This is a genomic window from Alkalihalobacillus pseudalcaliphilus (genome assembly GCF_028610675.1).
Classification (GTDB): Bacteria; Bacillota; Bacilli; order Bacillales; family Bacillaceae_D; genus Alkalihalobacillus; species Alkalihalobacillus pseudalcaliphilus.
Genome location: NZ_JAQQWS010000006.1, coordinates 103,724 through 117,581, shown reverse-complemented (window position 1 = coordinate 117,581; position 13,858 = coordinate 103,724). Strand labels below are relative to the sequence as shown.

Sequence of the window (13,858 nt, the reverse complement as noted above, 5' to 3'; positions counted from 1 at the left end):
GGCTCTCTTAAGAGACCTGGGGATTTCCTATGAAAGGAGGGTTTCTTTGAAAATAAAAGTGGTAGTAGCTTTAATTGCATGTAGTTCGATGCTCTTTTCTTGTCAAAGTAAGGAAGAGGATTCTACGGATTCTTTAGTTCCAAACATTGAACAGGAAGTAGTTGTAGAAGTTGAAGAACCCAATCATGATACTCAGCAGTTAGATGAGTTATTAGCAGAACTAAAAATGAAAAAAGAGCTTGATGTAAGTGATTATGAAAATAGAACTCCTATGGAATGGGGAGAAAATGTACAAGGAGTCAAAACTCAATTAGATACGGATGAACAAGTCATTGCTTTAACGTTTGATGCGTGTGGAGGTCCATATGGGAGTTTATATGACGAAGAATTAATTGACTTCCTCAGAAAAGAATCTATCCCAGCTACTTTGTTTGTTAATCAACGTTGGATAGAAGAGAATGAAGTGACTTTTAGTGAACTTGTGGAAGAGCCTTTATTTGAAATTCAGAATCACGGCAGTGAGCATGTTCCTTTATCGGTGAGTGGTCAAAGTGCATGGGGCATTGAAGGGACACAAAGTGCTGAGCAAATTGTTCATGAAGTGATTGAAAATCAAATGACGATTACTTCATTTACGAATGAAGAGCCGTTATTTTTCCGTTCTGGAACGGCATTTTATGATGAGATTGCTGTAGAGATCGTAAAGGAATTAGGTTTAGAGGTTGTTAATTTTAATATCTTAGGAGATGCCGGTGCTACCTATTCTGCCGAGCAAGTACATGATGCTTTGTTGAGTTCAGTGTCAGGTTCCATTGTTTTATTACATATGAACCAGCCCAACTCTGGAACGGCAGAAGGTGTGGAGCGGGCGGTTATGGACTTAAAGGATCAAGGTTTTTCTTTTGTAACATTATCACAATATACACTTAAGTAATTTGAATCGTAGCATCATCATGGTGATAAATGGCACTGAGTTCACCTTCAATATCTTCAGCTAATTCTTCATGAGTTGGAAGAGAGTCATAGTTTTGAATGATTTCAAAGGTTTGTAAATCTAATAATAAATAAGGATATCGCTCGCCTTTGTCTTCTAAAAGAGCAAATAAACGTTCATCAACGGTAGCAATTAAATCTCCAGCCGTTTTGACTGAGCGTTTTTTTTCTATGATCACATCCATTGTGCATGCCTCCTTTTTATCCATTCTTTACATGATTTATAGTTTTATACATGACTAGCTAGTGATTTCGAGAGTTTCATAGTTAGAAGGGGTATTATTTTCACTTATTTCTTTTTATCATAACCAGTACCCCCCCTTTCCATTGTGTAAATGTGTATTCATTGATACTATTTGATTAATTAGGATTTCTATTCAGAAGAGGTGTTTGTATTGGCAAAGAAAAAATATTATGTAGTTTGGGAAGGTAGAAATAGAGGAATTTATACATCATGGGCCGAATGTGAAAAACAAGTAAAAGGTTACACAGGTGCTAGGTTTAAATCTTTTCAGAGTGAAGCGGAAGCCAATGCGGCATTTTCAGGAAAATCAACTCAGGTGTTTGCAAAGAGCAATAAAGGATCCGCTAAGAAAAAGGAGAAAATTAGCGAGTCAGAAATTATTTGGGATAGTATATCTGTTGATGTAGGCAGTCATGGAAACCCTGGTAAAATAGAATATAAAGGGGTCGATACAAAAACCGGTGAAGTTTTATTTGCCCAGGATGATATCCCTGTTGGAACAAATAATATGGGTGAATTTCTAGCCATTGTTCACGGGCTTGCTTATCTTAAAAAACAAGGGAGCAATAAGCCTATTTATTCGGACTCTGTTACTGGTATGAAGTGGGTGAAACAAAGAAAAGCCAATGCAACACTTGTGAAAAATGAAGAAACGGCTTATATTTGGCAACTTATTGAGCGAGCAGAAAAGTGGCTCCATGAAAATAAATATGATAATCCAATTTTAAAATGGGAAACCGCTTCATGGGGTGAAATCAAAGCTGATTATGGACGTAAATAAAGGAGGAAGATGAGATGTTTGCTGACTTACAATTAAAGCAAAAAGAGTATTTTTATCGTGGTGAAACAAAGGATCTAGAGTTTCGTCTTAAACAGTTAGACAAGCTTTATGAGGTGTTAAAGGCCAATGAAGATTTATTCTTTGATGCACTAGCTAAAGACCTCAATAAATCCAAAGATGAAGCTTATGTAACTGAAATGATGCTTCTATATCAAGAAATTAACCACACGAAGAAGCATCTAGAAGAATGGATGAAACCAGAAAAAGTGAAGACAGCCATCTCACATACTGGCTCCCAAGGTTATATTCAACATGAACCTTACGGCGTTTCTTTAATTATTGCACCATGGAATTATCCTGTTCAATTAGCATTTGCCCCATTAATTGGAGCGGTATCAGCTGGCAATTGTGCAGTGGTCAAGCCTTCAGAATTAACGCCTAATGTTTCCAGAGCCATAACAAATGTGATAAATAACCATTTTCCAAAAGAGTATATTCATGCTGTTGAGGGGGCTGTTGAAGAGAGTCAAGCCTTGTTAGATCTGCCTTTTGACTACATTTTCTTCACCGGAAGTGTCGCAGTTGGAAAAAAAGTGATGGAGGCTGCTTCTAAGCGATTAACACCGCTTACTCTTGAATTAGGTGGGAAGAGCCCAGTGATTGTTGATAAAGAGGCAAAGATAGACGTTGCAGCGAAACGAATTGCTTTCGGCAAGTTTCTTAATGCGGGTCAAACTTGTGTGGCACCAGACTATTTACTTGTTCATCAAGAGGTTAAACATGAGTTTTTAGCGGCTTTAAATAAAGAGATACAAAGATTTAAAAAAGATAAAATTAATAAAGGGAAATATGTACGAATTGTAAGTGAACGGCATTTTGAAAGGTTAGTCTCTTTTTTGGATGAAGGAGAAACTTTAATTGGCGGTGGTTATTCAGAAGCAGCCCTTCGGATAAACCCAACAGTCCTACAAAATGTGGCATTAGATTCCCCGTTAATGGAAGAGGAGATATTTGGTCCAATTTTGCCTATTTTCACTTATGAAAAGATAGAAGAAGTGTATGCGATGGTACGAGAGCGCCCGAATCCGTTGGCCCTTTACGTTTTTACAGAAAATAAAGATCTAGCTGATCAAGTTTTAGAGAACTTGTCGTTTGGAGGAGGCTGTGTCAATGATACGGTCATGCACTTGGCAACACCACATCTTCCTTTTGGTGGAGTGGGTGAAAGTGGAATGGGAGCTTATCATGGGTTTGAAAGCTTTGCCGCATTCTCTCATCGTAAAAGCATTTTAAAACAAACAACAAAGTTTGATCTAGCTGTTCGATATAAACAAAACAAGTTTACAACCTCGGTTTTAAGGAAATTAGTAGAATAAGTTTTTGATAAAAGAGGAGGCCAATGATGAAGCACGGGGAGTTGGGGCACAAAATAATAAATCCTGATGATTTCTTAGATTAGTAGGTAGAGTATGAACGAGCAAAGCTCGATGACTAACACATAGTCATCGAGCTTTTTGATTGGAGCATTTTATAATTTATACTTCATTACTCTATTTACAATAGGTAATGTCTTTCTACTAAAGAGCCAAAGAATATCATGAAATATAAATAAAAATACTCGTAAAAGAAGGTGAATATAGGAATTTGAAAATGATCTTTCGCTAGACGCAAATACCTATATCATTTATACTGAAAATTAAGATATTTACGGAAACTTTCGAATATGCAAATAAATTCATATTCATCCATTTAAATGTCAATTAATAAACAGGTAGTAATAGACGGTCTAAATGATTGTAACTGCTGTCATGTGTCGCAGAGAAGTGCTTGAAATCGATATGTCCTATAATTATATTTCGCTACTAAATGAGATGTATTCGTATTTAAAACTATGTTTTTGAGCAAACTCACATTCCACCTAGCCAAACCTCTGTTCATACAGAACGCCCACGGCGAAGCACAATTCCCTTCGCCACCAATAAACACGAAAGTTGGATATTCCCTTTTTCTTGGTGGCTCTTCATTCACTTTGTTTTTGTTGTTATTTCTTATAATGAATGCAATTTGTACATGAGAATGAGCAGTCCCAAGCGGACGAGTTATGCGGAGACTCCCGTGGTGTAGTGGAAAAAGCTTGAGAGCCGCTGGCTGTACTGATTAGCTCAGCGCCACGCGATTGTCGCAGAGCGAGTATTTCTGTAGCGAACAGTAACGCTCTATGTTCGCACTAACTTTCATATAAAACGCCCATGTCGGAGCCAAACCGCTCCGACACCAACAAAAAAGAGAGAGTAGTAGCTCAAGAATTAGAATCTAAAATCCAAGTGTTTTGGTCGTTAGCCAAGCTTGCTTGGCTACTTATCTCGATAAATGTGCACCGCCCATGTAACTTTCATATAAAAGGAGAATCAGCGATGAAAATTAAAGACATTCAAACACTAGGACAGTCATTAAAAGAAAATGTACAAAAAGTCATTGTAGGAAAAGATGATATCATCGATTTACTATTAGTTGGCCTCTTTTCCTCAAGTCATATCCTCTTAGATGACGTTCCTGGAACAGGAAAAACACTACTTGCAAAAACGGTCTCCAAATCATTAGGTATGAATTTTAAACGTGTACAGTTTACTCCTGATTTATTACCAACTGATTTAACTGGAATTCAATTTTATAACCAAAAATTAGGTGAATTTGAATTCCGAGCTGGGCCACTATTTACAAACCTATTACTAGCCGATGAAATTAATCGAGCAACACCAAGAACTCAATCGAGTTTGCTTGAATGTATGGAAGAAAGACAAGTGACGATTGATGGAGAAACCCACACTTTAGATCGACCCTTTATGGTTATTGCGACCCAAAACCCTGTAGAGAGTCAAGGGACATTTCCTTTACCAGAAGCACAGCTGGACCGTTTCTTAGTAAAGGTTGCAATGGGATACCCAAATAAAGAAGAAGGCATATCAATTTTACGTCGTTTTAAAGGTGATCATCCACTTGAAACGCTACAACCTGTAGCAAGTCGTGAAGACATTAAACAAGCTCAACATATATTTTCTGACGTACATATTAGTGATGATTTACTTACATATATTATGAACCTTATCGAAGCGACTAGAAATCATGATGAGATAGAACTTGGTGTAAGTCCAAGGGGAAGCCAAGCCTTATTAAAGGCGGCTCAAGTGTATGCGGCCTTAAAAGGAAGAGATTATGTGGAGCCAGATGATATTAAAAGGCTGGCTAAACCAGTATTGAGTCATCGAATTGTCACGAGACAGCTTTATCAAGACGGTGATACGAATGAAAAAATAATTGAGCAAATCTTAACAACGGTCGAGGTTCCAGTTGAAAAGGAACTTTTAGAAGGGACTAACCAGTAATGGCAGTAGCTTCACTCATTGCGATCACTTTTTTACTCGTTTTTTTACAGATGATTCTTTATCAAAAAAAGAGTTTACAAGGAATAGAATACGAAAGAACGATTAAAGATAGAGCTGTTTTTGCCGGCGAGAATACAGAGATGACCGAAGTGATTGCTAATAAAAAGCTTCTTCCACTACCATGGATTCGTTTAGAATCAAAGATGGATAAAAGTTTGGTTTTTAAATCACAAAAAAATCTTTCCATTGTTGGAGAAGCTTATCATCGCAGCTTATTCACATTGGCACCATATCAAAAGATAAAACGTAGGCACCAAATTCATTGCGTAAAAAGAGGGTTCTATCAATTAAAGACAGTGACAATGACAAGTGGTGATTTATTTGGCTTTGTACAAGTTTTTGAGACGCTTCATATTAAATGTAACTTAGTTGTATATCCGCAATTAGTTGAATTAAAGGATTTACCTTTACCTTCAAAAAGCTTTCAAGGAGATACGATTGTAAGAAGGTGGATTATGGAGGATCCGTTCATCAATGCTGGTGTCCGAAAATATGCACATGGCGATACATTCAAAAATGTAAACTGGAAGGCTTCAGCAAGAACGGGAGATTTGCAAGTGAATAAGAAGGATTATACAGCGAATTATCATCTGCTCATTTACATTAATTTTGATCAAAATTATATGAACTGGTCAAGGGTAAATTATGAGCAACAAATGGAAAAAGCGATATCCTATGCAGCCACTTTGGCTACTTATACGATTAATCATGGAATTGAAACAGGTTTTGGTGGAAATTCCTTTGCTTTAGAATTTAGCGGGGACTTTAACGGTTTCCGTAAACCGATCCGACTAGCAGCTCGAACAGGAAGACCACATTTACATCATTTGTATGAAACGTTAGCGAAAGCTCAATTAGCAACTAGTATATCATTTGCTCAATTTTTACAAGAGGACGTTGACAGAAGACAGAAGGGCAAAGACATTATTATATTGACTGAACAATTAGATAGTGATGCTAAAAATAAAATAGAAAGCTTACAAAGACTTGGTAATAGCGTAAAGGTTATGTGGTTAGATGGGGCTAATCAGCCAAAGCAAGCACAAGCATAGTGGAGGTGAGCACAAATGAACTTTGGTTTCTATTTTCAAAAATGGTTTAAGTCATTTTTAGAATATTTGGCTTACTTTCCACTGCTGTTATATGTAGGCGTAGCATCGTTACCTTCAACGGAAAAGGTCGTGTATTGGCTTTTGTCAGTGCCAATCATATTTGCGATTTCTTTATTCATCGGGATGAGCTTAAAAATAACGCGGCGGATATGGAAGATTATTTTTTCTTTATTACTATCAATAGCTGCTACATACCTCTTCTTAGGAAGTTCGATTAGTCCTGGCTATTTTATTTTCTTTGCTTTTGTTCTGCTGTTAAATATGAGAGGTTTTTATTATAGTAGCCAGCTAATTGAAGAGCTCGTACCTGTTCGTCTCCTGTGGTATGGCTTTGTTGGATACTTTTTTGCTTACTTCTTTTACCGAATGTATGACCTGTTAACTCCGTATGAAGTTGTCTTAAATGTAGTCGGTATTTTTTATTTAATCATTACGTTTTTCTATTCAAATATCAGACACTTAAAAGAAGCAACCCTAACGGGGAAGGTAAATCCTTTTCTCAGTAGGGCGACAAAAAGGCAGAATCGCTTTTATCTAATTATTTTCTTAGCTGTCATTTTGGTCATTTTTACAGGTGGGTATATTCAAGATTTATTTCGAACATTGTGGAATGGTTTTGTTCAACTTTTATTATTATTAGAGCCACCAGACATTGGAGATGTAGATGAACTTGTTCCTGAATTTGAAAGTGAAGAAGATGAATTAATAATGGAAGAGCTAGGGTATGAGGAACATAATGAGATCCCATGGTTAAATGCAATTATGGTTGCATTTCTTGGTACAGGCTTACTGTTTTTTATCGTTTATCTCCTGACTAAATCAAAAGCGTTGATGAAATGGTTAACGGATATTAGAGAAGGTTTTTTTACAAAAAAACCAGATGATGAAGCTTTTGTCGATGAAAAAGAAAAGTTAATGTCGGCAAAGGAATTAAGCAAACAGCTTGGGAACCGATTGAAAAATTGGTTGCAATCCAAAGTTGTGAGCAAACCATCGATTGATGATTTTACAACAAATGAAGAGAAGGTCCGATTTATTTTTAGAGAATTTATTGAAAAGCAAGGTAAAGGGTTACAAGTACGTAAAGACCAGTCTGCACATGAGATTTTAAAATTGATTGAAATAGAGGAAAAGAAATTAGGGAAATCACTCTTAGACGATCAGTACCATTTAGCAAGATATGGGTTAACGAATATTAATGACCAAGATGTTGAGAAGTTGCGAAAATGGCTTATCTCTCTAGAAGAAAGTGATTAAATAAGGGGTGGGGGCATGCCTGTTTCATTATTTTTTAAAAAGTGGTTCAAAGGAGTGTTAGAGGGATTTGTATTCTTTCCGATTCTCTTCTTTTTGACTGCTGTTGCCTTTCAATCAATCGTGGCCTATTTATGGTTATTAGTACTTTATCTGATATTCGGTTTTAGTTTATGGTGTGGTATGCGATTTCTCATTGAGGACCGTAGAATACAGATTATAATCTCATTCGTCATAGCGTGCCTATTATCGATTATGATGCCAGTTTCTATCATATCAACACTGTTTCTAATACCTACCGTATTTTTTGTGAGCTTACGTGGTTTTTTTTATAGCAGAGAAGTGGTAGAGGATATGGTGCCCCTTCACTATATTCTATATGGCTGTGCTTTTTATTTAGTTTTTTCCGTCGCCTTTTACTTATATCCGGTTCTAGTTCCATTTCAATGGGCTTACAATATGATGGCGCTCGTGTTTATTTTTAGTATGGTTTTGTATAAAAATAGGAGATTCTTAAAGGAAGCAACCTTAATTGAGCGAGGTAAAGCCTATTTAACTCCAGCAACCAAAAGACAGAATTTCATTTATATTTGTAGTTTCTTTATTCTTTTATTGCTATTAGCTTATCATCAGATTATCGAGAGGATTTGGGGATGGTTCTTGTCGACCCTTTCTAGCTTTCAAACACATCCAGAAGGGAGCCTACTTGAGCTAACTGAGGAGTTGATGGAAGAGGAACCAGTAGTAGTAGAAGGGAAATTTGAACTTCCAGAGCAGCAAGAGTCGATATTACCACTATTATCACTTTATGTCATTGGAGTGATCCTATTAGTAGGTATTATAGGTCTTATCATACTATTTATGGTGAGAAAATCGTTTTTCAAATGGTTAAAAATTAAATTAGTAGGCTTATTTCATTATGAGATTCCGGATCAAGAGCAAGGTTTTCAAGATGTTTCGATGCAACTCGACCCATTGGCTAAATGGAAGCGTCGTTATCACTTATGGATGAAAAGAAGAAACTTACGAAAGAGGAAGTTAGCTGATTTTTCTTCTAATGAGGAGAAGGTTCGTTTTCTATTTATAGAATTAATGCTGAAAGAAAAAAAGATGGGTACGTCAATTAGTTTGAACGAAACGGCTCATGAACTATTAGAGAAAGTGAATATTGAGGGTTATCAAGGTAAAGAAATAAAAAATATGGATGAAATATATCACCTTGCCCGTTACCATTATGGAGCAAATGTGAGTGACACCCAAGTAGATACTTTACATGAATGGGTAACAGAAATGAAAGCAAGTTATAAGCAGTAATAAAAAAAGCTTATTGGTCATATTTCACCAATAGGCTTTTTTATGGATTAATCATTTTTAAAGTTGGAGACCACTTCTACTTTTAAAACGTCTTAATAAAATATGGCTTTCCACTCGGCTAATACCCTTCAAGCTATATAACTCTTCATTAATGAAATTCTCTAACTCCTCAAAGTCTTTAACCAATACATGCATATGCAAGGTACTGGGCCCTGTCATTTGATAACAGCTAGCGACTTTAGGATTATCCGCTAATTTTTGGGCAACATCAACCAAATAAGTTGGCTCACAATCAACTTCAAAAAAAGCAGATACTTTCTTTCCGACTTTATCTGAATTTATAACAACACTGAATTTCTCTATGACTCCGTTTTCCATTAGTTGATTCATTCTTTCTCGTATGGCTACTCTCGATAAATTTAATTTCTTGGCAATGTCAACGTAAGACATGCGGCCATTCTCAGTTAGAAGCGTAAGAATTCCTCTGTCTATCTCATCAATTTTCATAAAAATCCCCTATTCCATCAATATTTAAATTTTAGACCGAACATTTTGTATATTCTTGTTTTATCTATTATAAATGATCTAATAAATGATGGTAAGTTGTGGTTGGTTATCTATCTGGTCGATTTACAGTAAATAAATAAACTTTTGTAAACTTATATTGATTCATCTATAATCAAAATAGTGAATAAATAGTGTTTTAGACTATCAAATGGAAAGAAGTGAAGTTAAATTGGACTGGAAAAAACAAAGAGATATTTTTATTGCTTTTTTCCGCTCAGGCATTCTTGGATTTGGAGGTGGTCCTTCATCGATCCCTCTTGTTCATAAGGAAGTTGTTCATACGTATCAATGGCTTAATGATGAGGAGTTTAGTGATGTTTTGGCTCTAGGAAACGCATTACCGGGTCCTATTAATACGAAAATGAGTGGCTATATTGGTTATCGAGTGGGTGGCTGGTTTGGGTTAGTCAACGGCGTTTTAGCAACGATCCTACCAACTGTTTTATTGATGATAGGTTTGATTGGTTTAATTAGTCAGTTTCGGGATTCTAGAGTTGTTATGGGAATGACCGAGGCGATTGCTCCTGTTGTTGGCGTCATGCTTGCGGTATTAACTTACAACTTTTTAAAACAATCTAAAGGCGGGCTAGGCATTGGAGGAATGTTGGCTCTTAGTTTATTGAGTTTAATTCTTTATCAATTTTTACATGTGCATCCTGCTATCATTATTGCGGTTTTACTCTTTTGTGCCGTGGCCAAACCTGACAAGCAAAAAGAGAAGGAAGAAAAAGGAGGAGCTAAATGATTTATTGGGAGATCTTCTTAGCCTTTTTTATTCCGGGAATTGTTGGTTATGGTGGCGGACCAGCGACGATTCCTCTCATTCAGGAAGAGGTTGTCAATCGTTATGAATGGATGTCGCACGAACAATTTGGTGAACTATTAGCGATAGGTAATGCATTACCCGGACCGATTGCAACGAAAATGGCTGGGTACATTGGTTATGAAGTTGGGGGTATTCTAGGATCTAGTATTGCTCTTTTGGCAACAGTAGCCCCTTCTTTATTAGCGATGGTATTTCTACTGTCCCTTTTATACCGTTTTAAAAATTCACCAAAAGTCAAACGAATGACCATTATTGTCAAACCAACAATTGCCGTTTTATTAGGTGTAATGGCGTATGAATTTTTCTTTGCTTCTTATGAGAATTCAGGTGTATGGCAAATGATTTTTTTAGCAATAGCCAGTTTTTTATTATTAGAAAAATGGAAAGTTCATCCAGCCTTTGTCATCGCTGGAGCATTATTATATGGAGCATTATTTTTAGGTTAATGGCTGGAGAGACTATTGTTGTTTGACCTCTAGCTTTTAATAGGTGGCTCTTCATTCACTTTATTTTTGTTGTTATTTCTTTGAATGAATGCAATTTGTACTTAAGAATGAGCAGTCACCCAGCGGGCGAGTCATGCGGAGACTCCCGTGGGACATAGTGGCAGAGCTGAGATCAAGCGGCGTAGCCGATTAGCTCAGCGCCACGTGATTGTCGTGGAGCATGATTTTCAGTAGCGGTAAGTAGAACTCCGCACCCAATCATTAGCATTACTTTCATACAAATTCCGAAAATATTATAAAAAAATACTGAAAATTTCAAGTTATTCTGATAAAATAAATATTACGTAAATCGAAATAAATAAGGAGGAGTACTTATGAAGTATCCAATAACTTGGGATTTAGAAAGTGTTTTTGCGGGAGGAAGTGAATCAACAGAGTTTGCTTCATTTATAGAAGAAACAAAAGCATACATAAATAAATTTAAAAGCCGTGTTCAACAATCAGGTGATTCAGTTGAAGAACTGGCTGAATTAATTGATGAAATCCAGCAACTTATGCGTAGAACAAGGCAAGCAGGTGCCTTCATTAGCTGCTTAACTGCTGCAAATGTTCAGGACAAAAAAGCACTACAATGGCAAGGAACAATACGGACATACGGAAATCATATCCAACAAATATGGACAGAAATTGAAGAAAAAATCGTTCAATTTTCGTCAGAAAAATGGCAACAACTTCTGCAACAGCCACAATTAGCACCTATTACTTTTTATTTAAATGAAACGAGAGATAAAGCAAGTGATAAATTACCTCCAGAACAAGAGCGATTAGCTTCGAAATTAGCGTTGGATGGTTACCATTCCTGGGGTTCATTTTATAATCAACTAGTTGGAGAGTTGCAGTTTCCTTTTGAAGAAGATGGTGAGGTAAAGCAGTTATCTGCAGGACAAATCCAAAATCGAATGAACCATACTGACCGTTCTATTCGTCAGAAAGCTTTTGGTGTAGCTGAAGACGTGTGGCAACAAAATTCTGATTCGTTTGCTACAACTTTAAATTCTTTAGCTGGGTTTAGATTGCAACTTTATGAAGCAAGAGGTTGGGATGAGGTATTAAAAGAACCACTAGCTATCAATCGAATGCAAGAGCAAACATTACAAACGATGTGGAGCACAATAGAAGAGAATAAGCCTATGCTGCACCAATTTATGGAGCGGAAAGCGGAGTTATTAAATGTTGAAAAGCTAGCCTTTTACGATGTATTTGCTCAGTTGCCTGTTGAAGGGGAACAAAAAATCAGTTATGAAGATGCTTGTGATGTAATTATTAAACACTTCAAAACTGTGAGTCCTAAATTAGCAAACTTTGCAGAGATGGCATTAAGAGATGGTTGGGTTGAAGCTGAAGATAGACCAGGAAAAAGACCAGGCGGATTTTGTACAGGTTTGCCACTATCCGGAGAAGATGGTGAATCAAGGATTTTTATGACATATGACGGTAGTTTGGCTAATGTTGCAACACTTGCACATGAACTAGGTCATGCTTATCATAGCCATTGCTTAAAAGGGTTAAAACCTTTTGCTCGAAGTTATGCGATGAATGTGGCTGAAACCGCATCGACATTTGCAGAAAATATTGTTTCTGATGCGCTAGTAAAAGAAGCTGAACAAGAAGATTTGAAATTATCTTTACTTGAAAATAAAATCTCACGTTCATTAGCGTTTTTTATGAATATTCATTCACGTTTTATATTTGAGAAAAATTTCTATGAAGCGAGAAAAAATGGCACGCTATCGGCAAATGATTTAAATCAATTAATGGAAGAAGCGCAAAGAGAGGCCTTTGGTAACGCACTCAGCGAGTATTCTCCAACTTTCTGGGCTTCTAAGCTTCATTTTCATATAACAGGTGTACCATTTTACAATTTCCCGTATACATTTGGCTTTTTATTTAGTCTAGGAATTTATAAGCGTGCCTTATCGGGAGGGGAAGAATTTGAAGATTCCTATATTGACTTGTTAAGAGATACAGCGAGCATGAAAGTGGAAGACTTAGCTGAAAAACACCTTGGAGTCGATTTAACTCAATCAGATTTCTGGCAAGACGCACTCAATGTAGTCAAAGAAGATATCGAAGAATTTTTGGAATTGACGAAAGAAAAAGTAAAACAATAAAAGAACAAATAAGGCTTCCTCAGATAAACTCTGATGAAGCCTTTTTTAAATAGGTGAACTTCAATCACAGTTATTTTCAGTTTCTTATTTAGTGGATTGTATATGAGTTCATTCCCAGCTTGATTTTTGAAATAAGATACATAGCCTTTAGATACCTTCCATACAAAACCGACATGGCCAAGCCCAATTCACTTCGCTAAAAGTCAGCTATCGCCAACTTAACGATTAATAAAGGTTTGTGAAGATATGAACGCCAAAACACAGAGTATCTGCACAAAGCGGCGTTTTATGTGAAAATAAGGAGGTGAAAGCAAGGAGTAGTTGCACAAAGAGGAGGTTAATGTGAAGATACGGACGTCAAAGCTTGGAGTAACTACACGAAAAAGGCTGAATGTGCCAGTTACTCGAGGGGCATAATGTCACAATGAGCTCTTGAGCTTAATGATTAGTCGTAACCTGTCATACTGGAAGTGAACTTGACGAGATTCAGTGCATTACTCATTGAACTTTCATACAAAAAGAGTAGATAATGATACCTACTCTCTTGTATTACGATTTACTATTAATTTTCAGTTTGGCTTCATTGCGTTCATCAATTCTCTTTTCAATTTCAGATAATGCCTTAGGGTCATTCAAGAGTCTCTCTCTATTCTCTTTAATAAGTTCTTCAAGCGTGTTGGTTTGTTTTCTCATCCAATCAGTCCTTT

General features: G+C 36.5%; 13 protein-coding genes. 10 read left to right on the top strand and 3 right to left on the bottom strand.

What is annotated here, in order from left to right; all coding sequences use genetic code 11:
• Window positions 1–46 precede the first annotated feature (46 nt).
• Complete coding sequence (locus tag PQ479_RS13845; protein ID WP_047989732.1) at window positions 47–934, top strand: polysaccharide deacetylase family protein; 888 nt, start codon at window positions 47–49, stop codon at window positions 932–934.
• Here PQ479_RS13845 and PQ479_RS13840 read toward each other — a convergent pair.
• Window positions 927–1,178 (bottom strand): hypothetical protein, encoded by a 252-nt coding sequence (locus tag PQ479_RS13840; RefSeq protein ID WP_047989731.1) that lies wholly within the window; start codon window positions 1,176–1,178, stop codon window positions 927–929. The genes PQ479_RS13845 and PQ479_RS13840 overlap by 8 nt on opposite strands.
• Window positions 1,179–1,388: 210 nt before the next feature.
• Between PQ479_RS13840 and rnhA the strand changes: the two genes are divergently transcribed.
• From rnhA to PQ479_RS13810, 6 genes are all read left to right on the top strand, one after another.
• Entirely contained in the window at window positions 1,389–2,018 is a 630-nt protein-coding gene (gene rnhA, locus PQ479_RS13835) for a ribonuclease H (protein WP_047989730.1), read from the top strand.
• Between the two features lie 14 nt (window positions 2,019–2,032).
• Window positions 2,033–3,394, top strand: a complete 1,362-nt coding sequence (locus PQ479_RS13830) for an aldehyde dehydrogenase (RefSeq protein ID WP_047989729.1) — start codon at window positions 2,033–2,035, stop codon at window positions 3,392–3,394.
• Window positions 3,395–4,432: 1,038 nt separating this feature from the next.
• Entirely contained in the window at window positions 4,433–5,401 is a 969-nt protein-coding gene (locus tag PQ479_RS13825; protein WP_047989728.1) for an AAA family ATPase, read from the top strand.
• Window positions 5,401–6,513 (top strand): DUF58 domain-containing protein, encoded by a 1,113-nt coding sequence (locus tag PQ479_RS13820; RefSeq protein WP_047989727.1) that lies wholly within the window; start codon window positions 5,401–5,403, stop codon window positions 6,511–6,513. The genes PQ479_RS13825 and PQ479_RS13820 overlap by 1 nt, the downstream gene beginning before the upstream one ends.
• A 15-nt stretch (window positions 6,514–6,528) precedes the next feature.
• Window positions 6,529–7,830, top strand: a complete 1,302-nt coding sequence (locus PQ479_RS13815) for a hypothetical protein (RefSeq protein ID WP_047989726.1) — start codon at window positions 6,529–6,531, stop codon at window positions 7,828–7,830.
• A 15-nt stretch (window positions 7,831–7,845) separates the two neighbouring features.
• Window positions 7,846–9,141, top strand: coding sequence for a hypothetical protein (locus PQ479_RS13810; protein WP_047989725.1), 1,296 nt, complete (start codon window positions 7,846–7,848; stop codon window positions 9,139–9,141).
• A gap of 57 nt (window positions 9,142–9,198) precedes the next feature.
• Here the strand turns inward: PQ479_RS13810 and PQ479_RS13805 are convergent, their stop codons facing one another.
• Window positions 9,199–9,648: an Lrp/AsnC family transcriptional regulator gene (locus tag PQ479_RS13805; RefSeq protein WP_047989724.1), complete on the bottom strand. Its 450-nt coding sequence runs from the start codon at window positions 9,646–9,648 to the stop codon at window positions 9,199–9,201.
• A gap of 229 nt (window positions 9,649–9,877) precedes the next feature.
• On the opposite strand from PQ479_RS13805, the gene PQ479_RS13800 reads away from it, so the two are divergent.
• From PQ479_RS13800 to PQ479_RS13790, 3 genes are all read left to right on the top strand, one after another.
• Complete coding sequence (locus PQ479_RS13800; protein ID WP_047989723.1) at window positions 9,878–10,453, top strand: chromate transporter; 576 nt, start codon at window positions 9,878–9,880, stop codon at window positions 10,451–10,453.
• The gene (locus PQ479_RS13795; RefSeq protein WP_047989722.1) at window positions 10,450–10,980 is read left to right on the top strand and encodes a chromate transporter; all 531 of its coding nucleotides are present in this window, start codon (window positions 10,450–10,452) and stop codon (window positions 10,978–10,980) included. Before PQ479_RS13800 ends, PQ479_RS13795 begins: the two co-directional genes overlap by 4 nt.
• Window positions 10,981–11,354: 374 nt before the next feature.
• The gene (locus PQ479_RS13790; RefSeq protein WP_047989721.1) at window positions 11,355–13,151 is read left to right on the top strand and encodes a M3 family oligoendopeptidase; all 1,797 of its coding nucleotides are present in this window, start codon (window positions 11,355–11,357) and stop codon (window positions 13,149–13,151) included.
• 549 nt (window positions 13,152–13,700) lie between these two features.
• On the opposite strand, the gene PQ479_RS13785 is transcribed toward PQ479_RS13790, so the two are convergent.
• Window positions 13,701–13,844, bottom strand: a complete 144-nt coding sequence (locus PQ479_RS13785; RefSeq protein WP_083991309.1) for an FbpB family small basic protein — start codon at window positions 13,842–13,844, stop codon at window positions 13,701–13,703.
• Window positions 13,845–13,858: the final 14 nt, after the last annotated feature.

What these genes read in the sequence shown, in the direction of transcription:
- PQ479_RS13825 (WP_047989728.1), top strand. Translation starts at nt 4,433, where the DNA reads ATGAAAATTAAAGACATTCAAACACTAGGACAGTCATTAAAAGAAAAT.
- PQ479_RS13815 (WP_047989726.1), top strand. Translation starts at nt 6,529, where the DNA reads ATGAACTTTGGTTTCTATTTTCAAAAATGGTTTAAGTCATTTTTAGAA.
- PQ479_RS13790 (WP_047989721.1), top strand. Translation starts at nt 11,355, where the DNA reads ATGAAGTATCCAATAACTTGGGATTTAGAAAGTGTTTTTGCGGGAGGA.
- PQ479_RS13795 (WP_047989722.1), top strand. Translation starts at nt 10,450, where the DNA reads ATGATTTATTGGGAGATCTTCTTAGCCTTTTTTATTCCGGGAATTGTT.
- PQ479_RS13805 (WP_047989724.1), bottom strand. Translation starts at nt 9,648, where the DNA reads ATGAAAATTGATGAGATAGACAGAGGAATTCTTACGCTTCTAACTGAG.
- PQ479_RS13820 (WP_047989727.1), top strand. Translation starts at nt 5,401, where the DNA reads ATGGCAGTAGCTTCACTCATTGCGATCACTTTTTTACTCGTTTTTTTA.
- PQ479_RS13840 (WP_047989731.1), bottom strand. Translation starts at nt 1,178, where the DNA reads ATGGATGTGATCATAGAAAAAAAACGCTCAGTCAAAACGGCTGGAGAT.
- PQ479_RS13810 (WP_047989725.1), top strand. Translation starts at nt 7,846, where the DNA reads ATGCCTGTTTCATTATTTTTTAAAAAGTGGTTCAAAGGAGTGTTAGAG.
- PQ479_RS13830 (WP_047989729.1), top strand. Translation starts at nt 2,033, where the DNA reads ATGTTTGCTGACTTACAATTAAAGCAAAAAGAGTATTTTTATCGTGGT.
- PQ479_RS13785 (WP_083991309.1), bottom strand. Translation starts at nt 13,844, where the DNA reads ATGAGAAAACAAACCAACACGCTTGAAGAACTTATTAAAGAGAATAGA.